We start from the raw sequence: 25,053 nt of genomic DNA, 5'->3' as shown, positions 1-25,053 counted from the left end.
CGCCGTCGGCTCGCGCCGGTCATGACGAGAACTTCGCCGCCTCCTGCATCACCTTCTGGTACTCGTTCCTGGCCAGGGTGAGTTTCTCCTGAAGGCTGAGCATGGCGTCCCGCCGCGAATCGGCGGTGCTGCCCGGGCCGACCTCGGCCAACAGTGCCTTCACCGGCGGTGTGTTCATGGCTGGCGTGTACGGGTTGGCGGGATTCAGGAGATGCTCGACATGGTTGAGCGCCATCGAGATCGTCTGCACCTTTTCGAGAGCCCGCAGAAGCTTGTTCTGTACTTCCTGTTCCGCGGGGCTGAGGGTCACGTCATCTGAATCCGAGTCCATGGGCACCCATCCTTGCCGTGCGGACTGTTCGCAGGTCGGGGCGGTTGGCCGTCGCCCCATTCTAGAGCTGTTCACCGGGCCCCCGTGACGATTGTCGGTGCCTGACGGCAACGCGCGGAACCCGTACGCGAAGCGGGCCGCCGGCTGGTCCGGCGGCCCGCTGTCGTGGGCGATCAGCTCGCGCAGACGGCGTACGCGCGCACCTTCCAGTTGCTGCTGAAACCGTTCTCGTCCTCGGCGGCGGAGACGGTGACGACGGTCGAGGTGGTGGCCCGCATCTGGGTCAGGCGCACCTGCCCGTCGCCGCCGAGGATCTCGCCGCCCACTCCGTGCACCCGCGTCCCGGGCGGGCAGGTTGCGGTGACCGACTGGGTGGCGGCGGAGCTGTAGACGCTGTCGTCGATCACGCGCTGCTCGCCGGGCAGCGGGTCGGCGCAGATCGCGACCGCGTCCAGCCACCAGCTGTCGGCGAAGCCGGTGCCGTCCTCGGCGCCGGCCACCACGACGCTGTTCTGGTGGATGCGCAGGTCCTCCAGGACGACCTCGCTGTTCGCCGCCCCGACGACCGCGCCACCGACCCCGATGGCGTGCTTGCCTGCCGGGCAGGACTTCTCGAACCAGTTCGACGTGCCGAAGCTCGGCGCCGAGCTGCCGGACACCATCACCAGGCCGGCCGGCGGCGTGGCGCAGATCGCGTTCGCCGTGACCGCCCAGTTGCCGCCGACGCCGTTCTCGTCCTCCCGGCCGGTCACCGAGTACGCGTCCCCGCCGATCAGCGGACGCATGATGTCCATGCCGACCTGCCCGAGGCCGGAACCGGTGATCGCGCCGCCGCCGCCGATGACCTTGGTGCCGGCCGGGCAGGTCGCGTTCTGCGTCTTCGCGCTGCTGTTGCTGGGGCCGGTCGTCGTCTTGACGCTCAGGCCGGGCACCGCCGCCACCGGCCCGGCGAGGGCCAGCTGGCCGAGGACGAGCGCGCTCAGCGCGGCCCCGCCCACGGTGGCCGTCCGACGCGCCCACCGGATGTGCTTCGATCCTTCTCGCATGGTGTCTTCCCTTCGGGTTCTTCGTCGCGATGACACCGGTAGGAGTCGGGGCGGGTCGGGATGCCAACAGAAACTTCGAAGAAAAATATTCCGCCGCTTTACTGGACCCGTCGACGAGCAGCGAGGGACACGATGGACACGGCGGCACAGGACGACTCCACGCTGGTCGAGGCGGTGCGCCGCGGCGAGCGGGCCGGGCTGGAGGGCATGTACCGGCGCTACGCCGACCGGCTCTACACGTACGCCCGGACCATGCTGCGCGAGCCGGAGGCCGCCGCGGACGCCGTCCACGACGCGTTCCTCACCGCCAGCCAGCGCATCGACCAGCTCCGCGAGCCCGACCGGCTGCGCTCCTGGCTGTACGCGATCGTGCGCAACGAGTGCCTCCGGCAGCTGCGGGAGCGGTCCCGCTCCCTGCCGCTGGAGGAGGCCGGCGAGCCGGCGGCCGACATCGCCGACCCCGGCACGGGCGTCAACGCCGATCAGGTACGCGACCTGGTGCACACCGCGGTGGCGGCGCTGAACCCGGGCGACCGTGAGGTGGTCCACCTGGCCATCCGCCACGACCTGTCGTCCGCCGACATCGGCGTGGCCCTCGGGGTGCCCACGAACCACGCGCACGCCCGCCTGTCGCGCGCCCGCTCGCAGCTCGAACGGGCGCTGGGGGCGCTGCTGGTGGCCCGCACCGGAGCCCGGGACTGCCCGGGTCTCGCCGACCTGATCGACGGGTGGCAGGGCCGGCTCACCCCGACGCTGCGCAAGCGGGTGTCGCGGCACATCGAGAGCTGTGCGGTGTGCGGGCTGCTCCGGCGCGAACAGCTCAGCCCGGCCGCGCTGCTGTCGGCGTACACGGCTCCGGTGTTCCTGGTCGTCGCCGACTCGGTGTGGCCGCGACTGGCCGAGGCCGCGACCGGTGCCCCGGCCGATTCGGCAGCCGGCGCGGGGACCGATCCGGCGGGCACGGTCACGGCCGACCCCGCGCCGGCCGACCCGACGCTGCCGGCCGATCCGGCCGATCCGGCGGCGCCGGGCCCGGTGTCGACGGTCGATGCGGCACCGTCCGTCGGTCCGGCTTCGTCGGCCGATCCGGCGCTGTCCGCCGATTCGGCCTCGCCGACCGACCCGGCGTCGTCCGCCGACCCGGCGCCGCCGGCCGAGGCAATCCCCGGGATGGGGGACACCGGACAGGCACTAGCCGCTCCGGGCGGCGCGGTGGCGTCGCGCGGTGCGGCGCATCCCGTGCGGACGACCTCGCCTGCGAACCGCAAGCGGCACCGCCGGCAGGTGGCCGCGTCCGTGGCTCTGCTGATCCTCCTCGCCGCACTCGGCACCTGGGCGCTGGCACCTGGGCGCCCGACCGCCGCGCAGGACGCCGCCGGCCAGCCGGTGTCGGAGACGCACGGACCGGCGGCCGGCGACCCGGTGACGCCCGCCTCCGCGCTGCCGTCGGGCACCGCCCCGGTGACCGGTACGCGGGCCGCCGAACCGCCGTCGGCCGGCGCCGTCGGTCCGACGCCCGGGCCCGTGGTCACGCCGGCGGACGGCGACGGGGTTACCCGGACTGACGCGCCCGACGCCGTGCCGGGTGGCCCCGCGCCGTCGCCGACCGCTGCGCCGTCCAGGCCTCCGACCGCGCCCCGGCCGACCGCCACACCGCAGGTCGCCGCGGCGTTCACGGTCTCCGCCACCGCCCACGTGCGGTGCGGCTCGGACACGTACACCCTGGTGGTGCAGGCCACCGGCAGTGCCGCGCTCGGCGGCGCCGAGGTGCGCTGGACACCCGCCGGGGGCAGGACGTCGACCCGGGCGATGACGGTGGACGGAACGACCGCGCGGGCGAGCGTCGGGCGGCTGCGCGCACCGACGCTGACCTGGTCGGTACGGGCGACGGCCACGGACGGCCGCACGGCGCAGAGCGCGACCCGTACGGTCACCGACCCGTGCGTGCGACCGGGCTAGCCGGAACGACCGGGCGGGACGGCCGTGGAGCAGGACGGCCGAGGTAGCCGGGACGGCAGGGCCGGTCGGGACGGCCGTGGAGCAGGACGGTTGCGGACCGTCCTGTTTGTCCTCGTCGGACGCTGCGGCCCGGACGGCTGAAATACGGTGTCGGGGTGGCGATGCTGAGACTTGAGCCGATGACCGCCGAGCAGTACCTCCGGTATCGGCGGCGGGCGGAGGCGAGCTACGCGCAGCACATCGCCGAGTCCGGCGCGCTGCCGGCGCCGGAGGCCGAACGGAAGGCCCAGGAGGATTACGCGACGCTCCTGCCCGACGGTCTGGCCACGCCGGGGCACCATCTCTGGACGGTCCACGACGGTGACGACGAGGTCGGCATGTTCTGGCTGCACGTCGAACAGAAGTCGGACGGGCCGCACGCCTTCTGCTACGACGTCGAGGTGCGACCGGAAGTGCGGCGCAGGGGCTACGGGCGGGCCATGTTCCAGGCCGTCGAACAGCGGTGCCGGGAGTGGGGAGTCGTCTCGATCGGCCTGAGCGTCTTCGGTTTCAACCTCCCCGCGCGCAGGCTCTACGAGCAGCTGGGCTTCGAGGCGACCGCCATCCAGATGCGCAAGCGGCTGTAGCGCACGGCCAGCCCGGCCGCCCCGTCCCAGGGAGAGCGCGGCCGATCGGCCGCGTACGTCGTGCGGGCCGGGTTGGATGGGGCGATGAGTTACGCGGAGGTCGCCGGGCTGCGCCTGTGGCACGAGGAGCACGGCGCCGGCCGCCCGCTGCTGCTGTTGCACGGCGGCTTCGGGTCGGTGGAGACGTTCGCGCCGATCCTGCCGGCGCTGGCCGCGCGTCGTCGGGTGATCGCGGTCGACCTCCAGGGCCACGGGCGCACCGCCGACGTCGACCGCCCGCTGCGCTACGAGTCGATGGCCGACGACGTCGCGGCGCTGATCGGGCACCTCGGCCTGGCCGAGGCCGACGTGCTGGGCTACTCGCTCGGCGGCGGCGTGGCGCTGCGTACCGCGATCCAGCACCCGGCGCTGGTGCGCCGGCTGGTCGTCGTCTCCGCGCCGTGCCGGCGGCTGGGCTGGTATCCGGAGGTGCTGGCGGGCATGCCCGAGCCCGACGAGGAGGCGGGCGAGCGGATGCGGGGCACGCCGTCGCACGCGCTCTACACCCGCGTCGCGCCCCGGCCGGGGGACTGGTCGCGGCTCTGGGCGAAGACGGGCGAGCTGCTGCGCCGCGACTACGACTGGTCGGCCGAGGTGGCCGCCCTCGCCGTGCCCACCCTGCTGGTCTTCGCCGACGCCGACTCGGTCAGCGCCGCGCACGTGGTGGAGTTCTTCGGGCTGCTCGGCGGCGGCCACCGGGACGCCGGCGGGGACGGCACCGACCGCCCGGCCTCCCGGCTCGCCGTGCTGCCGGGACTCACCCACTACGACATCGTCGTCTCGCCGGCGCTGCCCGCCGCCGTCCTGCCGTTCCTCACCCACCCGGTGTCGCCGCCCGGCTGACGCTGGGCGCCCGCGAGCCGTCCCTGGAGCTGTTCACGGACTACCTGCGCTACATCGTCGAGCGGACCACGCGGCAGCCCGATCTCACCCGGGCGCTGATCGAGCTGCGGCTGGAGGCCGCCCGCCGCCCCGACCTGGCCCGGATCCTCGGCGACACCCTGCGGCGCGGCTACCGCGACGACGTCGCGTTCCACCTCGCCGCCGGATTACCGGGTGGCGCGTTCGAGGTCGCTCTGCTGCACTACGCCGTGGACGGGCTGCTGCTCGATCTGCTCGGCACGTCCATCGAGGCGGGATTCGACGCCGACGACGTGGTCGTGGCATTCGTGTCCCGGCTGGTCGGCGGTGTCGACCGGTGACTCCGACAGAGGGAGGCGGCGTGGTGGAACTGGTACCGATGACGGCCGAGGAGTTCGCGCGGGTGCGGGAGCCGCTCGTGCGCTCGTACGCCGAGGCGATGGTCACCGACCGCGGCCTGGCGCCGGCCGCGGCCCTGGAGCGGGCCACCACCCAGCTGCGCGAACAGCTCCCCGACGGCGTCGACAGCGCCGGCGCCCTGCTCCGCACGGCCCGGGTGGGCGTCGTCGAGGTGGGGTGGATCTGGGTGGGGCTCCCCGGCGGCCCCGCCGGGCCCCACACCGCGTGGCTCAACAGCGTCGAGGTGCATCCCGGACATCGCAGACAGGGGTACGGGCGGCGGATGATCCAGCTCGTCGAGGCGGAACTCGCCGCCCTCGGGGTGCCCGAGCTGGGGCTGAACGTCTTCGGCTCCAACACCGAGGCCATCCATCTCTACCACGACCTCGGCTACCGGGTGGCCGCCCAGCAGATGACGAAGCGGATCTCCCCGGCTGGCTGAGCCCGTCAGGAGTGTTCCCCGGCGCAGCGGGAACCCCGCCCCGGACGCACCTGGGGAGGAGCGACGGATGAGGCATGGTGGCGGACTGACCATCGGTGTGCTCGGCTCGTACGGCGGTCGCAACCTCGGTGACGAGGCGATCCTGAGCGGTCTGCTGGCCGACCTGCGCGAGCAGGAGCCGAACGGGCGGATCATCGTCTTCTCCCGGAACCCGGAGCACACCAGGATCGCCCATCCCGACGTGGAGGCGGTGCCCTGGGAGGGGATCAGCCGGACCGACTCGGCGCTGGTCCTGGCCCAGCTCGACGTGCTGATCCTCGGCGGCGGCGGCATCCTCTACGACCGGGAGGCCCGCCGCTACCTGCGGGTGGTCCGGGTCGCCCAGGAGCGGGGCCTGCCGCTGCTGACGTACGCGGTGGGGGTCGGGCCGCTCAGCGAGGACGTGGACACCGGCATGGTGCGGGAGACCCTCGCCAGCGCCACCCAGGTGACCGTACGGGACCAGGAGTCCCGGATGGTGCTGGAGGAGGCGGGGCTGCTCAACCCGATCACCGTCACCGCCGATCCCGCGTTCCTGATCGAGCCCGAGGACTTCCCGGCGGAGCTGCTCCGCGAGGAGGGGGTGCCGGCCGGCAAGCGGCTGGTGGGGATGAGCGTGCGGGAACCGGGCCGGGCCGCCGAGCGCCTCGACGTCGACGGCTACCACCGCCTGCTCGCCCAGATCGGCGACTTCCTGGTGCACCGGATCGACGCCTACGTGCTCTTCGTCCCGATGGAGCGCGACGACATCCGGCACTCGCACGGCGTGCTGTCGCACATGGTCGCCGCCGAGCGGGGCCGGATCCTGCACGGCACCTACTCGCCCCAGCAGGTGCTCGGGCTGATGCGCCACTTCGACCTGGCCGTGGGCATGCGGCTGCACTTCCTGATCTTCGCCGCGATGGCGGGCACGCCGTTCCTGCCGCTGCCGTACGCCGGCAAGGTCTTCGACCTCGCCCAGCGGCTCGGGGTGCCGGCGCTGCGCGGCGTGGAGCGGGAGGTCGAGGGCCCGCTCCTGGCCGAGGTCGACCGGCTCTGGGACGAGCGGGAGCAGCGGGCCGAGGCCACCGCCCGACGGGTGGCCGAGGTGTGCGACGAGGCCCGGGGAACCTCCCAGGTCACCCGCGCCGTGCTGGACAGCCTGCGCGCCCGCACCCTGGCCCCGGCGGTCTGACCCGCCGGCTCAGACCGCCGGCCCCCGCCAGCGGTAGCACCACCGGTCGGCGTCGGCGTCCACGGACTCCAGCTCGTAGATCTCCGCCTCGGCCAGCCCCTTCGCGCCGAGGTGGTGATGGGTCAGCGGCGGGCGGCCGTTCGGGTCCAGCTCCACGGTGACGGTCTCGCCGTCGGCCACGCCGCCGGCCAGGGGGATCTCTGCCGTTGATGCCATGCGCCCCATCCTGCCCCGCCCGGGGGGACCCCGCAGCGGATAGCGGGGCAGCGGGCCTGGGCGGACGGCACTAGGGTCGGTGGATGGCGGAGATGGCAATCGATCCCACGCTCGGCCCGGTGCTGGCGCGCACCGGCGACGAGCGCGCCGTGCTCGAATCGTTCCTCGACTTCCACCGGGGCGTGCTGCTGCGCAAGGTGCGCGGGCTCTCCGACGTCGACGCGGCCCGCCGGCTGGTGCCCTCGGCCACCACCGTCGCCGGCCTCGTCAGACACCTGACGCTGGTGGAGCGGAACTGGTTCCCGTGCCTGCTCGCCCCCGGCCCGGGCGACGTCTACCTCACCTCGGAGGAGGACGCGGCGGCGAGCTTCACGCTCACCGACGACGACACCGTCGAACGGCTCGCCGCCGCGTACGAGCGGGCCTGCGCCCGGTCCCGGGAGGTCGCCGGCCGGTTCGACCTCGACCACGTCGTGCCGCACCCGCAGCTCGGTGAGGTCTCGCTGCGCTGGATCCTCGTGCACATGATCGAGGAGACCGCCCGGCACGTCGGGCACGCCGACATCCTCCGCGAGCTGACCGACGGCGCCACCGGCGCGCTCTGACCGCCGGCCGCGCGGCGACCTGACCCTGACCCGGGCGCGCCCGCGCGCCGACGCACAGCGGGCTCAGCGACGCGGCAGCAGGTCGGGCGGATACTCCATGCCGTCGTGGGTGCAGGCCGCCGCGGCGACCCGGGCCGCGTACGCCGCCGCGTCGGTCAGCGCCGCGCCGCGCAGCCGGGCGGCGATCACGCCCGCCGCGAAGGCGTCCCCCGCGCCGTTGGTGTCGACGACCGGTGCGGGCGGCGCGGCGGCGGGCACCGCCGTCGGTGCGCCGCCGCCGGTGTGCAGTTCGGCGCCGTCCGCGCCCCGGGTCACCAGCACCGTGCGGGGCGCCAGCGTGGCGGCGAGCGCGCCGGCCCCCGCGCCCAGGCGGACCCCGCTGACGAAGACCAGGTCGGCCACCTCGGCGAAGGGCCGGTGGTAGGCGTTCCCGCCGTCCCAGTCGTGCAGGTCGGTGGAGAGGACGGCCCCGTCGGCCAGCCCCGCGCGCAGGGCGGTCAGCAGGGGAAGCGTCCAGTCCATGATCGACAGATGTACGTGGGCCGCCTGCCGGACGAGCGCGGTCACCTCGGCCGCCGGGAACGGGGCCGGCCCGTGCCAGGGGCGCGGGTCGTAGAGCGACATCCGCCGGCCGGCCGGGTCGACCATGTTCACCGACCGCCGGGTGCCGGCCGGGGCGTCGCCCAGCACGGCGTGCACTCCGGTGCGGGCCAGCGCGGCGCGGACCACCTCGCCGGCCGGGTCGACACCGATGACGTCCACCACCGCCACCCGGAGCCCGAGCGCGTGCGCGGCGAGCGCCACCCCCGCGCCGGTGTTGCCGATCCGCAGGTCGATCGGGTCGACGGTGACGGAGTCGGCGGCCGGCAGCGGGATCGCGGGCACCCGTACCCGCACGTCGACGCCGAGACCGCCGATCACGAGAAGGTCGTACACGCGCCCGACCCTATCCCCGCCGCCCGGCGGCCACGGGGCCCGGGCCGCCCGCCGCCCGCTCGTCCGGACGGCCGACGGTGTGCTGGCCGGGGCCGCCGGGCCCGGACCGATATCCTCGCCGGGGTCGTCGCGAGGAGGGGGACGCGTGCTGGTCGTCCACGGGGTCTGGCGCTCCGGCGTGGGGCTCGCCGTCTGGGCCGAGGACAGCGCGCTGCCGGCCGACGCGCCGCGCCGCCCTGGCCGGGCGCCCCGGGAACGGCCGCACCCGTTCGCCGCCGACCAGGCCGCGCTCGTCGCCGCGCTGGCCGCGACGGCCGAGCCGGCCCACCTCGGCACCGCCCTGCTCACCCTCCCCACCCGGGCCGGCGCACCGCTGGACTCCCCGGAACTCGTCCGCGCCGACGTCGCCGGGCCGGTCCGCGGGCCGGTCACCCTCGCCGGCTGGCGGGTGCCCGTCCTCTGGTACGCCCCCGACGCCGCCCTGGCCCTGCTGCGCGGCGTCGACGCGGTGGCCGCCGTGCCGGGCGCGACCCTGCGCCACCTCGCCGAGCTGGCCGACTTCGCGGTCGACCTGGCGGCCCGGGGCCGGGTCCTGCCCGGCCTCGCCGAGGCGCCCCCGACGGCTCGCGCCCGGGCGGGCGGGAAGCGGGCGGAGGCCGGCGCCCGGGCGGTCTGGCGACCGCTGCTGACCGGCACGGACGCCGCCTGGGCCCGGGCGCTGGCGCTGGCCCTGCCCCCGGCCGCCCGCGCCGCCACCGGGCCGGACGAACCGGGCGACCCCGGTGCCGCCGCCGGGGCGGGCACCCCGTCCGGACCGGGTGCCGCTCGGCGCGCGCGATCCGGCCCGCCCGCCGGCCGCCACCGGCCCGCGCCGGCCGCCGTCGACGCGCCGGGCGCGCTGGTCGCCGACGCGCTCGACGCGCTCACCGACGCCGCCGTCCGGGCGACCCTGGCGGAGACCGCGCTGGCCCGGGGCGTACGCCCGAACGGCGCGGTGCCGGCCTGGCTGGCGGCGCTCACCGGGCCGGTGCGGGAGTTCGCCGCCGACCCGGCCGCGCTGGACACCCTCCGCGCCGAACTGGACGCCTGGCAGCGCGACGCGGCCGGCGGCGCCGTGCGGGCCAGCTTCCGCCTGGTCGAACCGCCGGCCGAGGAACTCACCGAGCCGGTCGTCGTGGTGCCCGCCGACCCGGCGGCGACGGCGCGACCGGCCGGGCGGTGGCGCATCGAGTTCGGGCTCCAGGCGGCGGACGAGCCGAGCCTGCACGTGGACGCCGGGCAGGTCTGGCGGGCGCCGGCCAGCGTCGCCGGGTTGGCCGGTCGCGGCGACGACCCGCAGGAGACCCTGCTCGCCGAGCTGGGGCGCGCCAGCCGGCTCTGGCCCGAGCTGGACACCGCCCTGCGGACGGCCACGCCGGAGGCCCTGGAGCTGGACGTCGAGGGGGCGCACCGCTTCCTCCGCGAGGGCGCGCCGGTGCTGCACGCCGCCGGGTTCGCCGTGCTGCTGCCGTCCTGGTGGCGGCGCCCGTCGTCCCGGCTCGGCGCCCGGTTGCAGGCCCGCAGCCGGACCGCCCCGGGCACCGTCGCCGCCACCGCCGGGGGCGTCGGGCTGGACGCCCTCGTCGACTACCGCTGGGAGGTGTCCCTCGGCGACCAGCCGCTCACGGCCGAGGAACTGGCGTCGCTGGCCGCGCTGAAGACCCCGCTCGTGCGGCTGCGCGGGCAGTGGGTGGAACTGGACCCGAAGCGGCTCGCCGCCGGCCTGCGGCTGCTCCGGTCCTCCGGCGAGCTGACCGTCGCCGACCTGCTCCGGCTCGGCCTGGCCGACGCCGAGCAGCCGGACGCGCTGCCGGTCCTGGAGGTCGGCGCCGACGGCGCGCTGGGCGACCTGCTCGCCGGTGCGGTGGAGCGCCGGCTCGCCCCGCTGGACCCGCCGCCGGGGTTCCACGGCACGCTGCGGCCGTACCAGCGGCGGGGGTTGGCCTGGTTGGCGTTCCTCCAGTCGCTGGGGCTCGGCGCGGTGCTCGCCGACGACATGGGGCTGGGCAAGACGGTGCAACTGCTCGCCCTGCTCGCCGGGGACCCGCCGGACGCCGGCCCGACCCTGCTGGTCTGCCCGATGTCGCTGGTGGGCAACTGGCAGCGCGAGGCGGCGCGGTTCACGCCGGGGCTGCGCGTACACGTGCACCACGGCGCGGAGCGGGCGCGGGGCGAAGCGTTCGGCGCGGCCGTGCACGACGCGGACCTGGTCCTCACCACCTACTCGGTCGCGGCCCGCGACGCCGTCGAGCTGGCCGGGATCGACTGGCGGCGGGTGGTCGTCGACGAGGCCCAGGCCATCAAGAACGCCGCCACCCGGCAGGCCGAGGCGGTCCGCGCGCTGCCCGCCCGGCACCGGATCGCCGTCACCGGCACGCCCGTGGAGAACCGGCTGGCGGACCTCTGGTCGATCATGCAGTTCGCCAACCCCGGCCTGCTCGGGCCGGCGGCGACCTTCCGCAAGAAGTACGCCGAGCCGATCGAGCGGCACGGCGACGCCGAGACGGCCGAGCGGCTGCGCCGGATCACCGGCCCGTTCGTGCTGCGCCGGCTCAAGACCGACTCCTCGATCATCTCCGACCTGCCGGAGAAGCTGGAGATGGAGGTGCTCTGCAACCTCACCGCCGAGCAGGCCTCGCTCTACCGGGCGATCGTCGACGACATGATGGCGCGGATCGAGTCCAGCGACGGCATCGAGCGCCGCGGGCTGGTGCTCGCCGCCATGACCCGGCTCAAGCAGGTCTGCAACCACCCCGCGCAACTGCTGCGCGACGGCTCGGCGCTGCCCGGCCGCTCCGGCAAGCTGGCCCGCCTGGAGGAGATCCTGGACGAGGTCCTCGCGGCGGGGGAGCGGGCCCTGCTCTTCACCCAGTACGCCGAGTTCGGTGGCATGCTGCGCGGGCACCTGTCAGCCCGCTTCGGCCGGGAGGTGCTCTTCCTGCACGGCGGGGTCGGCAAGGCCGACCGGGACGCCATGGTGACCCGGTTCCAGTCCCCGGGGGGACCGGCGATCTTCGTCCTGTCGCTCAAGGCCGGCGGCACCGGACTCACCCTCACCGAGGCCAACCACGTGGTGCACGTCGACCGGTGGTGGAACCCCGCCGTCGAGGACCAGGCCACCGACCGGGCGTTCCGCATCGGTCAGCGGCGCCGGGTGCAGGTCCGCAAGTTCGTCTGCGCCGGCACGGTGGAGGAGAAGGTGGCGGCGCTGATCGCCGACAAGCGCAGCCTCGCCGCCTCGGTCGTCGGCACCGGCGAGCAGTGGGTCACCGAGCTGTCCACGACGCAGCTGCGCGAGCTGTTCACCCTGGAGGCCGGGGCGGTGGTGGAGTGAGCGGGCAGGCGCAGGGCGACGGCGGCGCCAACGGCCGGTTCGCCGACTACGGCCGGCCGCGCCGGGTCGACGGCGGGCTGCGGGCCCGCAGCACCCGGGGGGCCATCGGCCGGTCCTGGTGGTCCCAACGCTTCCTGGAGGTGCTGGAGTCGTTCGCCCTCGGCACCCGGCTGACCCGTGGCCGGTCGTACGCGCGGGCCGGACAGGTGGTCCGGCTGGAGGTCGCCCCGGGCACCGTCGGCGCCGTCGTGCAGGGCTCCCGCGCGCAGCCGTACGAGGTGAGCATCGCGCTGCCGCCGTTTCCGGAGGCGATCTGGGCCCGCGTGGAGGCGGAGCTGGCCGCCCAGGCGTTCTTCAGCGCCCGGCTGCTCGCCGGCGACCTGCCCCCGGAACTGGAGGAGCTGTTCGGGGCCGCCGGCGCCCCGCTCTTCCCCGCCGGCGTGGCGGAGCTGCGTCAACGGTGCAGCTGCCCCGACTTCGCCGTTCCCTGCAAGCATCTCGCGGCCACGTTCTACCTGCTCGCGGAGGCGTTCGACGCCGACCCGTTCCAGTTGCTGCACTGGCGGGGTCGGAGCCGGACGCAGCTGCTCGACCGGCTGCGCGTCCTGCGGGCCGACGCCGCAGGCGCCGACGACCAGCCGGCCGCGACGGAGGCCGCACCGGCGTCGCCGTCCCTGCCGAACGGTGCGGTGCCGACCACGCCGTCCAGCTCGGACGGTGCCGTGCCGGCCTCGCCGTCCATGTCGGACGGTGCCGTGCCGCCAGCCGTGCCGCCGGCCGTGCCGTCCGTGGCGGACGGTGCCGGACCGCAGCCCGCGCCGTCCATCCCGGACGGTGCGTTGCCGCCGACGGCGGAGTCCACGCGGGACGGCGCTGTCTTGGGTGCCGGGCGGGACGCCGTGGCCGCCCCGCCGGTCGGGGCGTCGCGGGCGCTCGCCGGCCTGCCGCCGGCGCCGCTGGCCGAGGCGGTCGACCGGTTCTGGCTGCCGCCGGTCCCGTTGCCCGACCGGCCACCCAGCCTGTCGACCGGACCGGACCTGCTGCTGCGGCAGCTCGGCGCGCCGGCCCCCGCCATCGGCGGGCCCGGTCTCCTGGAGCGGCTGCGGCGGGCGTACCGGCTCCTCGGCGGGTGAGACCGCCGGCGGAACGGTACGCGGCCCCGGCTCACAGCCAGCGGCGGCGGAACCGCCACATGAGTGCGGCGTTGGCCACCAGGACCACCGCGCAGACGGCCCCGGCCAGTCGCCCGGCCAGCACGGTCATCGCCGGCAGCGAGGCCCACAGCACGATCGTCAACAGCATCAGCCACCGGCCGCGACGGGCCCGGGCCCGGTTGTCGAGCCGGGCGAAGAACGCCGGATCGCTCTCCCGGAGCTGACGGGTGATCTGCTCGAACCTGCGCTGATCCTCTTTGCTGAGCATGTGCCTTCCCCTCACGTGTTCAGCGGTTCGGCGGCATACCCGCTGCGGCGGCGGCTCACGCTCCCGTCCTGCTGCTACTTTGCGGCCCCGCCCGGCCCACGCCCGTCCGGCCGCGCCCCGGCCCTCCGGGTGCGCGGGGAGCGCCTCAGCGCAGGCTTAGCCGAACCTTAAATTTGCCTGTGGCGATGAAATGACCCTCCCGCGCCGGGTCGGCCGCGATGGCCGGGTCCGGCCCGTGTCGTGCCGCGTACGCCCTGCTCGCGAGGTCCGTGCCGGGCGGCGCCGGGTTCCGGTGTCGCCGACCCGCGCTGAGCGGCGCCTTAAGTGCCGTCCTGGGGGCTTCCGGTGCTGCTTGAAGGCACCTGAACGCTTCATTACCTTCCGGTGACAACCCCCTCAGGCACCAGTCGCCGCACCTGCCCCCGTGCCCGGTGCCAGTCGTCGCGGCGCAGCAGAAACGGATTGGTACATGGCCGACCAGAATGTGCCACCACGGCGACCGCGGGACGATCGCGGATGGGACGGGCGTCAGTACCCCGCCGCCGGCGACGGTCACCGCGACACCTACGCCCCCACCCCGTACGGCCACGACGCGCGCGCCCCGCACCAGGGCGGACACCCCGAAGACACGCAGGGCCAGTACGCGCACGCCGGGCACCCGGCCGCGCGCGGGCCGCAGTGGGTCGGCCCGGAGGGCTTCGCGCGGCAGGCCGCCGCGCCGTCGGCCGGCCCGGGACTGCCCAACCTGGACGACGGCGACGAGCCGGGCCCCAAGGTCGGCCGGCGCAAGGCCCTCGTGGCCCTCGGCGGCACCGCGGCCGTGGTCGCCGGTGGCGCCGCCCTGGCGATGACCCCGCAGATCCGCAGCCTCCTCGGCGACGAGGCGGTGGCCGGCGACGCCACCGGCACCACGGTCACCGACGGCACCCCCGCCCGGCCGAGCGGCCAGCAGCCGAGCACGGTGCGCACCTACACCGAGCAGAACGAGAGCTACATGGGCTCCCGGGCCGGCGAGGCGCTGAAGAAGAACGCGCCGGCCGGCGGCCGGACCTTCTCCGGGCCGGCCGCCGCCGCCGCGGAGACCAAGGTGACCGTCAAGACGGTGCTCGCCAAGGACCCGATCCTGCACCTGGCCCGCCGGGCCACCTTCGGCGCCACCAGGCAGGTCCTCGCCGACATCAAGGAGCGGGGCATCGACGGCTGGCTGCGCTGGCAGCTCGACCCCGACAAGATCGCCCCGACGAAGGCCGAGCTGAAGCTCGCCGACCTGCCGACGCTGAAGCTGGGCACCGCGCAGCTGCGCGAGCAGCGCGAGCAGCTCAACGAGCGCGGCGCGCAGCCGGAGAAGGAGATGGTGGACGCCACCATCGCCCGGCAGATCTGGTCGCAGCGGCAGCTGTTCGAGGTCATGGTCGACTTCTGGAACGACTTCCTGCACGTCGCCGCGGACTTCGACGGGGGCGAGGTCTACCGCGCGTCCTTCGACCGGGACGTCGTCCGGGCGCACGCCCTCGGCAGCTACCCCGAGATGCTGCTCGCCGCGAACCGGCACCCGGCGCTGCTGCTCTACCTCAACCAGAACGACTCCCGCGCCGACGCGGTCAACGAGAACCTGGCCCGCGAGAACCTGGAGCTGTACTCGGTCGGCGTCGACGGCGGCTACACCGAGAAGGACGTCCGGCAGGCGGCCCTGCTCCAGACCGGCCGGGGCGTCAACGACGGGAAGTACGTGTTCCGCCCCGAGCGGCACTACGTCGGCAAGGTGAAGGTGCTCGGCTTCACCCACGCGAACGCCTCGAAGGACCCGAAGAAGGCCGAGGCGGCCATCGACGCGTACATCACGTACATCGCGCTGCACCCGTCCACCGCGAAGTACGTGGCGCAGAGCCTGGCCACCCGGTTCGTCTCGGACACCCCGCCGAAGTCCCTCGTGGAGCGGCTGGCGAAGTCGTACAGCCTGAACAAGGGCATGATCAAGCCGGTGCTGATGACGCTGTTCAGCTCCTCGGAGTTCTGGGCGGCGGTGGGCCAGAAGGTGCGCCGGCCGATGGAGTACCTGGTCGCCACGTACCGGGTCCTGGGGGTGTCCCCGGAGGCGTCGCCGAAGCACGACAACGGCGACAACAAGCGCACCCCGTACGCCCGGGGGCTGCGGCAGATCCACGACCGGATGCGCGAGCTGGGCCAGTACCCGATGGGCCAGCCCACCCCCGACGGCTACCCGGACGTCTACGTGGCCTGGACCTCCGCCGGCACCATGGTCCACGGCTGGAACGAGGCGGGCGAGCTGCTCGCCGGCCGACGTACCGTCTTTACCTACACCCCGCCGGAGAAGCTGGTGGCCCGACCTCCGGCCACCGCCGGGGCGTACGTGGACGCGCTGGCCCTGCGGCTGGTGGGTCAGAAGCTGAGCGCCAGGGAACGGTCCCTGATCCTCGGCGTGGCCGGCGTGGCTGCCGGCGACAAGGTCGACGCCACGTTCGACGGGGCCGTCACCGCCGTAGCGCGGGCGATCCTCGCTTCCCCCCAGCACCACCTCCGGTGAGGCACCCGATGGAGAAGACTGTGCACACGTTCCCCCTGCACCCCGAATGCCCCGACCTGCGGCGGCTGGCCGACGACCCGGCCGAGGCGCTGCTGCGGGCGGAGGCCGACATCGTCGCCGCCGAGAACGCCGCCGAGGCCGACCGCTACCGGCGGCTGGAGGACCTCGAGGAGGCCCAGCAGGACGGTCGGGGCGTGACCCGACGGACGTTCGTGGCCGGCGCCGCCGCCACCGCCACCGCCCTCGCGACCGCCCAGTTCGTCACCACCTCGGCCTCGTTCGCCGCCACCAAGACCGGCACCCTGATCCACGTCTTCCTCTACGGCGGGCTGGACGGGCTGAGCCTGGTCGCCCCGGCGGACGACCCGGTGCTCGCCAAGGCCCGCCCCGACCTGCTGCTCGGCGACGACTCCCTGGCCGTGGGCCGCGGCTTCAAGCTGACCAGCGCGTTCAAGCCGCTGGAGAAGTGGCTGAAGAGCGGCAACCTGGGCTTCGTCCCGGCGGTCTCCGACGAGCGGCTGTCCCGCAGCCACTTCCAGGCCGCGGACGCCTGCAACCTCGGCGGGCTGCCCAGCGAGACCGGCGGCCGGGGCTGGCTGGACAGCCTGGTCGACGCGCTCGGCACGGGCACCGCGTTCCGCAGCGTCGGCATCGGCAGCACGCTGCCCCGGTCCCTGGTCGGCAACAACGGCGCGCTCTCGCTCAACAGCGTCGGCTCGCTGCGGCTCAACGGCGACGACCGGTACCGGGCCGCGACCGAGAAGGCGATCAAGGGGCTCTTCACCGGGATCAACCACCCGGTGCAGGACGCCGTGCAGGACGGCCTGGGCGCGCTGGCCACCGCGCAGCGCCTCGCCGCGAAGCCGTACCAGGCGGCCGAGGGCGTCGAGTACAAGGGTGTCGGCTACGCGTTTCAGCAGCTCGCCCAGCTCATCAAGGGCGGGGCGAACGTCCGGGTCGCCACCGTCGGGATGGGCGGCTACGACACCCACGAGAACCAGGGCACCCGCGACGGCGGTCAGCTGCACCGGCGGCTCAACGAGCTGGCCGGCGCCATGGCGGCGTTCTTCACCGACCTGGGGGAGAAGTCGGCCGACGTGACCATCATGGTCTCCAGCGAGTTCGGCCGGCGGGTCGCCTCCAACGGCGGCGGCACCGACCACGGCCACGGCGGGGTGGTCACCGTGCTCTCCGGCCGCAAGCTCGCCGGCTCGCTGTTGGGCACCTGGAACGGGCTGTCCGACCTGGACTCCGGCGACGTGCCCGAGTACAACAACATGTTCAACGTCTACGGGGCCGTCGCGCAGGGCCGCTTCGGGCTCACCAACGCGGAGGTGGACAAGATCTTCCCCCGGCAGAAGTACCGCCCGATGAAGCTGTACGCGTGACGTACCCGCGCACCCACGCCGCCGGCCGCCGCGCCGCCCCCCCCCCCCCCCCCCCCCCCCCGGCCCCCCCCCCCCCCCCCCCCCCCCCCCCCCCTCTGGGCCGGTGGGCGCCCCCGCCCCCCCCCCGCCCCCGCGCCCGCGCCGCCGCCCCCCCCCCGCCCGGCGGCGCCCGCGGGCCGGCTGCGGACGTACGCCCCCTGGTGCCGCCGCGACGCGGACCCGGCGGCCGGCGGCTGCTGGCCGCGCTGCTCGTCGTCGGCCTGCTCGCCAGCGTGCTGCCCTGGTGGCTGGACACCCCGCCCGGATCGCTGCGGACGACGGCCGCCACCGTGACCGCCGCCGGCCGGATCACCGGGCTGGTCGCCGGCTACCTGCTGCTCGTGCAGGTGCTGATGATGAGCCGGCTGCCGATCCTGGAGCGGTGGGCCGGCGGCGAGCGGATCGCCCGCTGGCACCGCGACGTCGGGGCCACCCTGCTGGTGGCCGTGCTCGCGCACGCGTCGCTGATCCTGGTCGGCTACGCCGACCTGGAGGACAACCCGGTGCTCACCGAGGCCGGCGTGCTGCTGCGCGACTACGAGGACATGGTCTCGGCGTTCGCCGCCGCCGGCATCCTGGTGCTGGTCGGCCTCACCAGCGTCCGGGCGATCCGGACCGCGCTGCCCTACGAGCTGTGGCACGCCCTGCACCTGTCGAGCTACGCGGTGCTGCTGCTCGGCTTCGCCCACCAGTTCAGCAACGGCGCGCAGCTGTTTCGGCCCGGCCCGGTGCGCACCTTCTGGATCGCGATGTACGTGGTGGTGCTCGCCGCCCTGCTCTGGGGCCGGGTCGTCGCGCCGCTGGCGTTCAACCTGCGGCACCGGCTGCGGGTCGCCGACGTGGTCGCGGAGAGCCCGGACACGATCTCGATCTACCTGACCGGCGACCGGCTGGAGCGCCTGGAAATGCTCGGCGGACAGTTCTTCCGCTGGCGGTTCCTCGCCCGGGGCTGCTGGTGGCAGGCGCACCCGTTCTCGGTCTCGGCCGCCGCCAACGGCCGCTGGCTGCGGCTCACCGTCAAGGTGGTCGGCAGGCACACCGCCGACCTGCGCGACCTCGAAGCGGGTACCCGCGTCTGGGCGGAGGGCCCGTCGGGCACCTTCACCGCCGCCCACCGCACCCGGGAGCGGGCCCTGCTGATCGCCGGCGGCAGCGGGATCACCCCCATCCGGGCCATGCTGGAGGAGTTGCCGCCCGGCGCCGCGCTGATCTACCGCGCCCGCACCCCGGACGACGTGCTGCTGCACCGCGAGCTGGACTGGCTCGCCGAGGCCCGGGACACCGCGATCTGGTACGTCGTCGGCTCCCGCCACGATCCCGGCCCCCGCCAGGTGATGAGCCCGGACGGGCTGCGCCGGCTGGTGCCCGACCTCGCCCGGCGCGATGTCTACCTCTGCGGCCCGCCCGGCCTGGTCGAGCAGTCGCTGCGGGTGCTCCGCGAGGCCGGCGTGCCCCGCCGGCAGATCCACCTGGCCACGTTCGAGCTGTAGGAAGGCTTCCATGCGTCGCGCCCTGCTCGCGATCACCGGCCTGGCGGCCGGCACCACCGCCATGGTGGTGCTGAAGGGCTCGCCGGGCACCAGCCCGGTCGCCCAGGACCTGCCGGCGGCGCCCCCACCGGTGGTCCCCGCGCCAGCCGGTCCGGCCCCGGGCGGCGGGGAGGTCTCCGCCCCGCCGTCGCCGGCCCGCACCAGCGCGTCGCCCCGGCCCGGTCGCACCGCCACCCGGGCGCCGGCGAGCCGGCCCAGCGTCACCAGCCGGGCGCCGTCCGCGCCGCGCACCACCACGAAGCCGCCGCCCGCGCCGACGACCCGCACCGTCACCGGGCCGGTGGTGGAGAACGAGTACGGCAACGTGCAGGTGCAGATCACCCTCTCCGGGACGCGGATCGTCGACGTGGTGGCCCTGGAGCTGCCCGAGGAGACCGCCCAGTCCGACCAGCGCAGCGAGCAGGTCGACGGCCGCTACAGCGGTGGCTCCGGGCTGGTGGTGCAGCGGCAGAGCGCCGACGTGGACACCGTCTCCGGGGCGACCGCCACCAGCACCTCGTACAAGAGGTCATTGCAGGCAGCGATCGACCGGGCGAACTGACGTGTCGGCGGCGGGGCGGCGCGGGCCCGGCGGGGGTCCGCCGGCGACCAGGCCCGGGCTGCGCCGCGTGGAGCAGGTAATGGGCACCGCGATCAGCCTCGACCTCGCCGACGACCTGCCCGCCGCCGAGCTGGACGGGCTGGCCGGGGACGTGTTCGCCTGGCTGCGCGAGGTGGACGCCCGCTTCAGCACGTACCGGGCCGACAGCGAGGTGTGCCGCGTCGACCGGGGCGAGCTGCCGCTCTCCGGAGCCGGCGCCGACCTGCGGGACGTGCTGGCGCGCTGCGCCGACCTGTGGAAGGCCAGCGACGGCTTCTTCGACGCGTACGCCACCGGGCGGCTCGACCCGTCCGGCTACGTCAAGGGCTGGTCGGTGCAGGTCGCCTCGGACCGGCTGCTCGCGGCCGGGGCGGCGAACCACTGCCTGAACGCGGGCGGCGACGTGCGGGTACGCGGCCACTCCTCGACCGGGCGACCGTGGCGGGTCGGCGTCCGCCACCCGTGGGACGCGATGTCCACCTGCCTCGTGCTCACCGGCACCGACCTGGCCGTGGCCACGTCCGGCGTCTACGAGCGCGGCCACCACGTGCTCGACCCGCGCCGGGGCGTGCCGGCCCGGGGGCTGCGCTCGGTCACCGTGGTCGGGCCGGACCTGGGGCTGGCCGACGCGTACGCCACCGCGGCCGTCGCGATGGGGCCGGCCGGCATCGGCTGGCTGGACGGCCTGCCCGGGCACCAGCACGCGGTCGTCACCGACGACGCCCGCCTCCTGCACTCCACCGCCCTGCCCCTGGCCGGCTGAGGATCAGCGAAAGGGGCGGGTGGTGGCGGGGCGGGAGCCGAGGGGTCGCGGGCGGCCCGGGCGGGAGCCGACGGGACGGGTGACCGGCCAGCGGCGGCGCGGCCGGTGCCGGGGCGGCGGCTCCGCGCCGTCCGGCTGGCGCGCGGTGTCATCGGTGGACATGTAACCCCCCGCTCCCGGCGCGGGTGCGCCGTCGCCGTGCTCAACGAGCGCCGGCCCTCCGGCGTCGCTGCCGCGCCGCCGTCACATGCCCCGGCGCGGCAGCGGCAGGTGCCCGGGGAGCAGGTCGGAGGTGATCCTGACCCCGGTGGCCCGCAGGGCCTCGATCAGCGCGTTCTGCACCAGGTAGGAGTCGGGCAGTTGCCAGCGGGCCTGTTCGGGCGCGACCGCCCACCGGACGGTGCCCTCCGGCAGCCGGGTCGGTGGGGCCGGGATCCAGGAGCCGGGGCCGTGCCGGACCACGTGGAAGCAGTGGTCCAACTCGGGGCGGAGCGGGTCGCCGGGGCGGACCAGGAACATCCAGCGGCCGGTCGGCGTCACCAGCACCGGCCCGCGTACGCCGACGCCGGCCGGGTGCGTCCGGACCGCGTCCAGCACGTGCCGGCCGAGGTGCGTGGGGACCTCCAGCACGTCGAACGCCCGCCCGGTGGGCAGCAGCACCCCGTGTGGCCGGGTGCGCCACCAGGTCGCGACCCGGGCCGGGTCGGCGCTCGCCGCGTGCTCCCAGTTCTCCAGGGCGGGGTGGCAGCCGACCGTCGGACAGCCGGCCCGCCCGCAGACGAAGCGGCTGCGGGCGAGGCAGGCGCCGGGGGTGACGTCCCAGCCGTGCAGGGCGTACCGCACGGCCACCCGGCGCAGCCGCACCCGTTCCAACGGGGACAGTTGAACGACGCGCGGCGCGACATTCCCCCACATGTGCCATCTCCCCTCGCCGGACCCGGCCGGTGCCCAGGTCGCATGTCGAGCACCGTCACTGCCGTAACCCGCGATCGTTGAGCTGACGAACGGCTCGTGCAACTTGCACGAAAACTACGAGAACTGGCTGTACGGCTGACGCACACGCTGTGCGACCAGCGAAAACCTGAGACGTACGGATCGATCGCCGCACCCGGCAGGACCGGCCGGCACGCCCGCTCGAGCAGGCACAGGGGAAGGAACGGGTGGATGGACGAGTTACCCATCGGGCGGCGGGTGGCCTACTGGCGGGGGCGGCGCAAGATGTCGCAGCAGGTCTTCGCCGACCGGCTGGGCAAGTCGAAGAGCTGGGTGGACAAGGTCGAGCGCGGGGTGCGCCGGCTGGACAAGTTCTCCGTCCTCTACGAGATCGCCGACATCCTCCAGGTCGACGTGCAGCTGCTGCTCGGCAAGGACCCGGAGCGGCGTACGGACGCGCTGAACTGCATCGACCAGGTGGAGGTGCAGGAGATCCGGGCGGCCCTGGAGCGGTACGACTCGATGAGCGCGTACTTCGACGCCGCGCCGTGCCCGCCGCCCCTGGCCGACATGCGCAAGGCCGTCAACCACGCCTGGCTCACCTACCAGTACGGCCGCTACGGGATGCTCACCCGGGCGCTGCCGAAGCTGCTGCGCGACGCCCAGGCCGCCGACGCCGGCCACGGCGGCGACCAGGCGGTCGAGGCGGCCCACCTGCTCGGGCAGGTCTACCAGATCGCCTCGTCGGTGCTGCGCAAGCTGGGCGAGTGCGACCTGGCCTGGCTGGCCGCCGACCGCTCGATGGCGGTGGCCCAGCGCGCCGACGACCCGCTGCTGGCCGGCATCGCCACCACCCGGGTCTGCAACGCGCTGGTGGCGATGGGCCGGCCCCGGCCCGCGCTCGAACTCAACGTCACCATCGCCAACCGGCTCGCCCCCGGCTGCGGCAACGCCGCCGACCCGGCCCTGCTCTCGGTCTACGGGATGCTGCTGCTCCAGGGGGCGATGGCCGCCGCCCGGATCGGCGACTCCGCCACGGTCGGCGACCTGATCAACGGCGCGCACGAGGCGGCCGTCCTGTTGGGCGGCGACCACAACCACTACTGGACCTCGTTCGGACCGACCAACGTGGAGCTGCACCGGGCGGCGGCGGCGGTCGAGCTCGGCGACGGGGGCCGGGCGGTCGAGGTGCACCAGCAACGCATCCAGGAGCCGGCCTTCGGCGCCCTGCTGCCGGAACGCCGGGCCCACCACCTGCTCGACATCGCCCGGGGCTTCGCCCAGATCGGCGACGTGGCCAACGCCGGCGAGATGCTGCTGCGCGGCGACCGCCTCGCCCCGTCGGAGATCCGCTGCCGGCCGATCGCCCACGAGGTGATGTCGGACATCCTGCGTCGCACACGTGGTGCGCCGCCTTCTCCGATTGCGGAGTTGGCTGAGCACATGGGAGTTGGGGTATGAGCGCGGAGCCGGCCTGATGACCGGCCCGCACCCGAGCAGCGAGCGCCGCGAGGTGCTCTACGTCATCGCCTGCGGTTCGCCGCTGGCCCGCCACGTCGGCCGGCTCGTCGAGCTGGCCCACCAGGACGGTTGGGACGTCTGCGTGGTCACCACGCCGGACGGCGCCAAGTTCGTCGACCGGGCCGCGCTGGCCCGGCAGACCGGCCATCCGGTCCGCACCCACTACAAGAATCCGGGCGATCTCGACGTGCTGCCGCAGGCCGACGCGATGATCGTCTGCCCGGCGACGGTCAACACCGTCAACAAGTGGGCGGCCGGCATCACCGACACACTGGCCCTCGGTCTGCTGGTGGAGGCGCAGGGCCTGGGCGTGCCGGTGGTGGCGGTGCCGTACACGAACGCGGCGATGGCGGCCCACCCGGCCTTCCGGGCGGGCATCGCCCGGCTCGCGGAGTGGGGGGTCACGGTGCTCTTCGGCGATGACGTCTTCCCGTTGCACCCGCCGGGCACCGGCGAGCGGCACGTGCACGCCTTCCCGTGGGCCCTGGGTCTGGCCGCCGTACGGGACCGGCTCTGCCCCGTCGCCTGACGCGTGCCGACGGGTCCCCGGCTGACGTGTGGCGTCCGCCGGGGACCCTTCGGCACCGGGGGAGCGCTGGGACACGCCGCCGCGTCGGTGGGCGAGGGCCCCGGCCACGGCTCGCGCCGGTAAGCTGGCCCGCCGTGAGCACCAACGCAGTCCCGCCGACCGTCGCCGACGTGGTCGCCGAGCTGGAGCGGCGCTATCCGCCGGCCTGGGCCGAGGACTGGGACCGGGTCGGGCTGGTGCTCGGCGAGCCCTGCGCCCCGGTGCGCCGGGTCCTCTGCGTCGTCGACGTGGTGCCGGAGACGGTCGCCGAGGCGCTCGACGCCGGCGTCGACATGATCGTCGCCCACCATCCGCTGCTGCTGCGCGGCGTCTCCTCGGTGGCGCCCACGACCTTCAAGGGCCGGATCGTCCACCGGCTGATCAAGTCCGACGTGGCGTTGTACGTCGCGCACACCAACGCCGACGTGGCCGCCCCGGGGGTCTCCGACGCCCTCGCCGCCCGGTTCGGGCTGACCGGGCTTCGCCCGCTGCACCGGCCCGCACCCGGCTCGCCCGCGCACGGCGACGGCCGGGGGATCGGCCGGATCGGCGAGCTGCCGGAGCCGATGACGCTGGCGGAGCTGACCCGGCACGCCGCCGCCGTACTGCCCGCCACCGCCTGGGGAGTTCGCGCCGCCGGGGATCCCGGGCGTATGGTTCGTACCCTCGCGGTCAGCGGCGGCGCGGGGGACGGCTTCCTCGCCGACGCGACCGCGGCCGGGGTGGACGCGTTCCTCACCGCCGATCTGCGCCACCACCCGGCCGGCGAGCACCTGGCCGCCGACGGCCCGGCCCTGCTCGACGCCGCCCACTGGGCGACGGAACGACCGTGGCTGGACGACCTGGCCGTCCTCCTGCGGGAGGCGACGGGTGTCGAGACGCTGGTGTCCGACCTGGCCACCGACCCGTGGACCGTACACGCCGCCCCACCCGCGGTGGACGACAAGGAGCCCAGAACGTGAAGGCTGACCCCCAGGTCCAGCGCCGCCTGCTCGACCTCCAGGCGATCGACACCACCCTCGCCCAGCTCGCCCACCGGCGGCGTTCGCTGCCCGAGCGGGCCGAACTGGACGCGCTGGCCCGGGAGCTGTCCGCGCTGGAGGACGAGCGGGTCCGTGCCCAGGTCGCGGTTGACGACCTGGACCGGGACATCGCCCGCATGGAGAAGGACGTCGACCAGGTGCGGGCCCGCAAGTCCAAGAACGAGGCCCGGCTCGCCGCCGGCACTGGCCCGGCCCGGGAGCTGGAGGCCCTGCAGCACGAGCTGGTCTCGCTCAACCGGCGTCAGGGCGACCTGGAGGACGCCGAGCTGGAGCTGATGGAGCAGCGGGAGACGGCCCAGGGCGTGCTGGACGGCGTCGAGCAGCGGCTCGCCGAGGTGCGGGAGAAGCGCGACGACGCCGAGCGGCGCCGCGACGAGAGCCTGGCCGAGATCGCCAAGGAGGAGGAGTTCAAGCGCGGCGCCCGCCAGCCGCTGGCGGGCGACCTCCCGGCCGACCTGGTGCAGCTCTACGACAAGATCCGCGAGGACACCGGGCTCGGCGCGGCGCTGCTGACCGCCGGCCGGTGCGGCGGCTGCCGTCTGACGCTCTCCGGCGCCGACGTGGCCCGGATCCGCAAGACCGACCCGGACGAGGTCGTCCGCTGCGAGGACTGCCGGCGGATCATGGTCCGTACCAACGAGTCCGGCCTGTAGTC

At 75.1% G+C, this 25,053-nt stretch carries 24 protein-coding genes; 18 read left to right on the top strand and 6 right to left on the bottom strand.

The window, feature by feature from the left end; genetic code table 11:
- Positions 1-19: 19 nt before the first annotated feature.
- Both ACLQ20_RS16400 and ACLQ20_RS16395 read right to left on the bottom strand, forming a co-directional pair.
- Positions 20-331 carry a hypothetical protein gene (locus tag ACLQ20_RS16400; RefSeq protein WP_151455190.1) on the bottom strand — a complete coding sequence of 104 codons (312 nt, stop codon included), beginning with the start codon at positions 329-331 and terminating at the stop codon, positions 20-22.
- A 173-nt stretch (positions 332-504) separates the two neighbouring features.
- Positions 505-1,377 carry a hypothetical protein gene (locus ACLQ20_RS16395; protein WP_151455189.1) on the bottom strand — a complete coding sequence of 291 codons (873 nt, stop codon included), beginning with the start codon at positions 1,375-1,377 and terminating at the stop codon, positions 505-507.
- A 132-nt stretch (positions 1,378-1,509) separates the two neighbouring features.
- On the opposite strand from ACLQ20_RS16395, the gene ACLQ20_RS16390 reads away from it, so the two are divergent.
- The 6 genes from ACLQ20_RS16390 (at position 1,510) to ACLQ20_RS16365 (ending at position 6,916) form a co-directional block, all read left to right on the top strand.
- Positions 1,510-3,336 carry a sigma-70 family RNA polymerase sigma factor gene (locus tag ACLQ20_RS16390; RefSeq protein WP_425856246.1) on the top strand — a complete coding sequence of 609 codons (1,827 nt, stop codon included), beginning with the start codon at positions 1,510-1,512 and terminating at the stop codon, positions 3,334-3,336.
- 161 nt (positions 3,337-3,497) lie between these two features.
- Entirely contained in the window at positions 3,498-3,962 is a 465-nt protein-coding gene (locus ACLQ20_RS16385) for a GNAT family N-acetyltransferase (protein ID WP_425856441.1), read from the top strand.
- 84 nt (positions 3,963-4,046) lie between these two features.
- The gene (locus ACLQ20_RS16380) at positions 4,047-4,844 is read left to right on the top strand and encodes an alpha/beta fold hydrolase (RefSeq protein ID WP_358116369.1); all 798 of its coding nucleotides are present in this window, start codon (positions 4,047-4,049) and stop codon (positions 4,842-4,844) included.
- The gene (locus tag ACLQ20_RS16375; protein ID WP_425856440.1) at positions 4,841-5,203 is read left to right on the top strand and encodes a hypothetical protein; all 363 of its coding nucleotides are present in this window, start codon (positions 4,841-4,843) and stop codon (positions 5,201-5,203) included. Before ACLQ20_RS16380 ends, ACLQ20_RS16375 begins: the two co-directional genes overlap by 4 nt.
- A gap of 20 nt (positions 5,204-5,223) precedes the next feature.
- The gene (locus ACLQ20_RS16370; protein WP_425856242.1) at positions 5,224-5,703 is read left to right on the top strand and encodes a GNAT family N-acetyltransferase; all 480 of its coding nucleotides are present in this window, start codon (positions 5,224-5,226) and stop codon (positions 5,701-5,703) included.
- Between the two features lie 67 nt (positions 5,704-5,770).
- Positions 5,771-6,916, top strand: a complete 1,146-nt coding sequence (locus ACLQ20_RS16365; protein ID WP_151455184.1) for a polysaccharide pyruvyl transferase family protein — start codon at positions 5,771-5,773, stop codon at positions 6,914-6,916.
- A gap of 9 nt (positions 6,917-6,925) precedes the next feature.
- Here the strand turns inward: ACLQ20_RS16365 and ACLQ20_RS16360 are convergent, their stop codons facing one another.
- Positions 6,926-7,132 carry a hypothetical protein gene (locus tag ACLQ20_RS16360; RefSeq protein ID WP_151455183.1) on the bottom strand — a complete coding sequence of 69 codons (207 nt, stop codon included), beginning with the start codon at positions 7,130-7,132 and terminating at the stop codon, positions 6,926-6,928.
- Positions 7,133-7,215: 83 nt separating this feature from the next.
- On the opposite strand from ACLQ20_RS16360, the gene ACLQ20_RS16355 reads away from it, so the two are divergent.
- Positions 7,216-7,737: a DinB family protein gene (locus ACLQ20_RS16355; RefSeq protein ID WP_425856239.1), complete on the top strand. Its 522-nt coding sequence runs from the start codon at positions 7,216-7,218 to the stop codon at positions 7,735-7,737.
- Positions 7,738-7,800: 63 nt separating this feature from the next.
- On the opposite strand, the gene ACLQ20_RS16350 is transcribed toward ACLQ20_RS16355, so the two are convergent.
- Positions 7,801-8,673: a carbohydrate kinase family protein gene (locus ACLQ20_RS16350; protein ID WP_327029225.1), complete on the bottom strand. Its 873-nt coding sequence runs from the start codon at positions 8,671-8,673 to the stop codon at positions 7,801-7,803.
- A gap of 145 nt (positions 8,674-8,818) precedes the next feature.
- Between ACLQ20_RS16350 and ACLQ20_RS16345 the strand changes: the two genes are divergently transcribed.
- Both ACLQ20_RS16345 and ACLQ20_RS16340 read left to right on the top strand, forming a co-directional pair.
- Entirely contained in the window at positions 8,819-12,046 is a 3,228-nt protein-coding gene (locus tag ACLQ20_RS16345; RefSeq protein ID WP_425856238.1) for an SNF2-related protein, read from the top strand.
- Complete coding sequence (locus tag ACLQ20_RS16340; protein WP_425856236.1) at positions 12,043-13,179, top strand: SWIM zinc finger family protein; 1,137 nt, start codon at positions 12,043-12,045, stop codon at positions 13,177-13,179. Before ACLQ20_RS16345 ends, ACLQ20_RS16340 begins: the two co-directional genes overlap by 4 nt.
- A 31-nt stretch (positions 13,180-13,210) precedes the next feature.
- On the opposite strand, the gene ACLQ20_RS16335 is transcribed toward ACLQ20_RS16340, so the two are convergent.
- A complete protein-coding gene (locus ACLQ20_RS16335) occupies positions 13,211-13,468 on the bottom strand; it encodes a DUF3040 domain-containing protein (protein WP_121400370.1) in 258 nt (85 codons plus the stop codon).
- Between the two features lie 469 nt (positions 13,469-13,937).
- On the opposite strand from ACLQ20_RS16335, the gene ACLQ20_RS16330 reads away from it, so the two are divergent.
- The 5 genes from ACLQ20_RS16330 (at position 13,938) to ACLQ20_RS16310 (ending at position 20,333) form a co-directional block, all read left to right on the top strand.
- A complete protein-coding gene (locus ACLQ20_RS16330) occupies positions 13,938-16,013 on the top strand; it encodes a DUF1800 domain-containing protein (protein ID WP_151455178.1) in 2,076 nt (691 codons plus the stop codon).
- An 8-nt stretch (positions 16,014-16,021) separates the two neighbouring features.
- Positions 16,022-17,401, top strand: coding sequence for a DUF1501 domain-containing protein (locus ACLQ20_RS16325; protein ID WP_151455177.1), 1,380 nt, complete (start codon positions 16,022-16,024; stop codon positions 17,399-17,401).
- Positions 17,402-17,601: 200 nt separating this feature from the next.
- Positions 17,602-18,930: a ferredoxin reductase family protein gene (locus tag ACLQ20_RS16320; protein ID WP_425856233.1), complete on the top strand. Its 1,329-nt coding sequence runs from the start codon at positions 17,602-17,604 to the stop codon at positions 18,928-18,930.
- 10 nt (positions 18,931-18,940) lie between these two features.
- Positions 18,941-19,531 carry an FMN-binding protein gene (locus ACLQ20_RS16315; RefSeq protein ID WP_425856231.1) on the top strand — a complete coding sequence of 197 codons (591 nt, stop codon included), beginning with the start codon at positions 18,941-18,943 and terminating at the stop codon, positions 19,529-19,531.
- 79 nt (positions 19,532-19,610) lie between these two features.
- Positions 19,611-20,333 carry an FAD:protein FMN transferase gene (locus ACLQ20_RS16310; RefSeq protein ID WP_425856439.1) on the top strand — a complete coding sequence of 241 codons (723 nt, stop codon included), beginning with the start codon at positions 19,611-19,613 and terminating at the stop codon, positions 20,331-20,333.
- A 243-nt stretch (positions 20,334-20,576) separates the two neighbouring features.
- Here the strand turns inward: ACLQ20_RS16310 and ACLQ20_RS16305 are convergent, their stop codons facing one another.
- Positions 20,577-21,248 carry a bifunctional DNA primase/polymerase gene (locus ACLQ20_RS16305; RefSeq protein ID WP_358116388.1) on the bottom strand — a complete coding sequence of 224 codons (672 nt, stop codon included), beginning with the start codon at positions 21,246-21,248 and terminating at the stop codon, positions 20,577-20,579.
- A 249-nt stretch (positions 21,249-21,497) separates the two neighbouring features.
- On the opposite strand from ACLQ20_RS16305, the gene ACLQ20_RS16300 reads away from it, so the two are divergent.
- From ACLQ20_RS16300 to ACLQ20_RS16285, 4 genes are all read left to right on the top strand, one after another.
- Positions 21,498-22,727: a helix-turn-helix domain-containing protein gene (locus tag ACLQ20_RS16300; protein WP_425856228.1), complete on the top strand. Its 1,230-nt coding sequence runs from the start codon at positions 21,498-21,500 to the stop codon at positions 22,725-22,727.
- A 16-nt stretch (positions 22,728-22,743) separates the two neighbouring features.
- Positions 22,744-23,316 (top strand): flavoprotein, encoded by a 573-nt coding sequence (locus tag ACLQ20_RS16295; RefSeq protein ID WP_151456238.1) that lies wholly within the window; start codon positions 22,744-22,746, stop codon positions 23,314-23,316.
- A gap of 170 nt (positions 23,317-23,486) precedes the next feature.
- Positions 23,487-24,317 (top strand): Nif3-like dinuclear metal center hexameric protein, encoded by an 831-nt coding sequence (locus tag ACLQ20_RS16290; RefSeq protein WP_192581510.1) that lies wholly within the window; start codon positions 23,487-23,489, stop codon positions 24,315-24,317.
- Entirely contained in the window at positions 24,314-25,051 is a 738-nt protein-coding gene (locus ACLQ20_RS16285; protein WP_151456236.1) for a zinc ribbon domain-containing protein, read from the top strand. The genes ACLQ20_RS16290 and ACLQ20_RS16285 overlap by 4 nt, the downstream gene beginning before the upstream one ends.
- Positions 25,052-25,053: the final 2 nt, after the last annotated feature.

It is taken from the genome of Micromonospora sp. DT46, from assembly GCF_049841735.1.
Classification (GTDB): Bacteria; Actinomycetota; Actinomycetes; order Mycobacteriales; family Micromonosporaceae; genus Micromonospora; species Micromonospora reichwaldensis.
This window is presented reverse-complemented; position numbering and strand designations above follow the sequence as displayed.

Bases quoted from the DNA above. Each gene is read 5' to 3' on its own strand.
- ACLQ20_RS16400 (WP_151455190.1), bottom strand. From the start codon at position 331: ATGGACTCGGATTCAGATGACGTGACCCTCAGCCCCGCGGAACAGGAA.
- ACLQ20_RS16395 (WP_151455189.1), bottom strand. From the start codon at position 1,377: ATGCGAGAAGGATCGAAGCACATCCGGTGGGCGCGTCGGACGGCCACC.
- ACLQ20_RS16390 (WP_425856246.1), top strand. From the start codon at position 1,510: ATGGACACGGCGGCACAGGACGACTCCACGCTGGTCGAGGCGGTGCGC.
- ACLQ20_RS16385 (WP_425856441.1), top strand. From the start codon at position 3,498: ATGCTGAGACTTGAGCCGATGACCGCCGAGCAGTACCTCCGGTATCGG.
- ACLQ20_RS16380 (WP_358116369.1), top strand. From the start codon at position 4,047: ATGAGTTACGCGGAGGTCGCCGGGCTGCGCCTGTGGCACGAGGAGCAC.
- ACLQ20_RS16365 (WP_151455184.1), top strand. From the start codon at position 5,771: ATGAGGCATGGTGGCGGACTGACCATCGGTGTGCTCGGCTCGTACGGC.
- ACLQ20_RS16360 (WP_151455183.1), bottom strand. From the start codon at position 7,132: ATGGCATCAACGGCAGAGATCCCCCTGGCCGGCGGCGTGGCCGACGGC.
- ACLQ20_RS16355 (WP_425856239.1), top strand. From the start codon at position 7,216: ATGGCGGAGATGGCAATCGATCCCACGCTCGGCCCGGTGCTGGCGCGC.
- ACLQ20_RS16335 (WP_121400370.1), bottom strand. From the start codon at position 13,468: ATGCTCAGCAAAGAGGATCAGCGCAGGTTCGAGCAGATCACCCGTCAG.
- ACLQ20_RS16330 (WP_151455178.1), top strand. From the start codon at position 13,938: ATGGCCGACCAGAATGTGCCACCACGGCGACCGCGGGACGATCGCGGA.
- ACLQ20_RS16325 (WP_151455177.1), top strand. From the start codon at position 16,022: ATGGAGAAGACTGTGCACACGTTCCCCCTGCACCCCGAATGCCCCGAC.
- ACLQ20_RS16315 (WP_425856231.1), top strand. From the start codon at position 18,941: ATGCGTCGCGCCCTGCTCGCGATCACCGGCCTGGCGGCCGGCACCACC.
- ACLQ20_RS16310 (WP_425856439.1), top strand. From the start codon at position 19,611: ATGGGCACCGCGATCAGCCTCGACCTCGCCGACGACCTGCCCGCCGCC.
- ACLQ20_RS16305 (WP_358116388.1), bottom strand. From the start codon at position 21,248: ATGTGGGGGAATGTCGCGCCGCGCGTCGTTCAACTGTCCCCGTTGGAA.
- ACLQ20_RS16300 (WP_425856228.1), top strand. From the start codon at position 21,498: ATGGACGAGTTACCCATCGGGCGGCGGGTGGCCTACTGGCGGGGGCGG.
- ACLQ20_RS16295 (WP_151456238.1), top strand. From the start codon at position 22,744: ATGACCGGCCCGCACCCGAGCAGCGAGCGCCGCGAGGTGCTCTACGTC.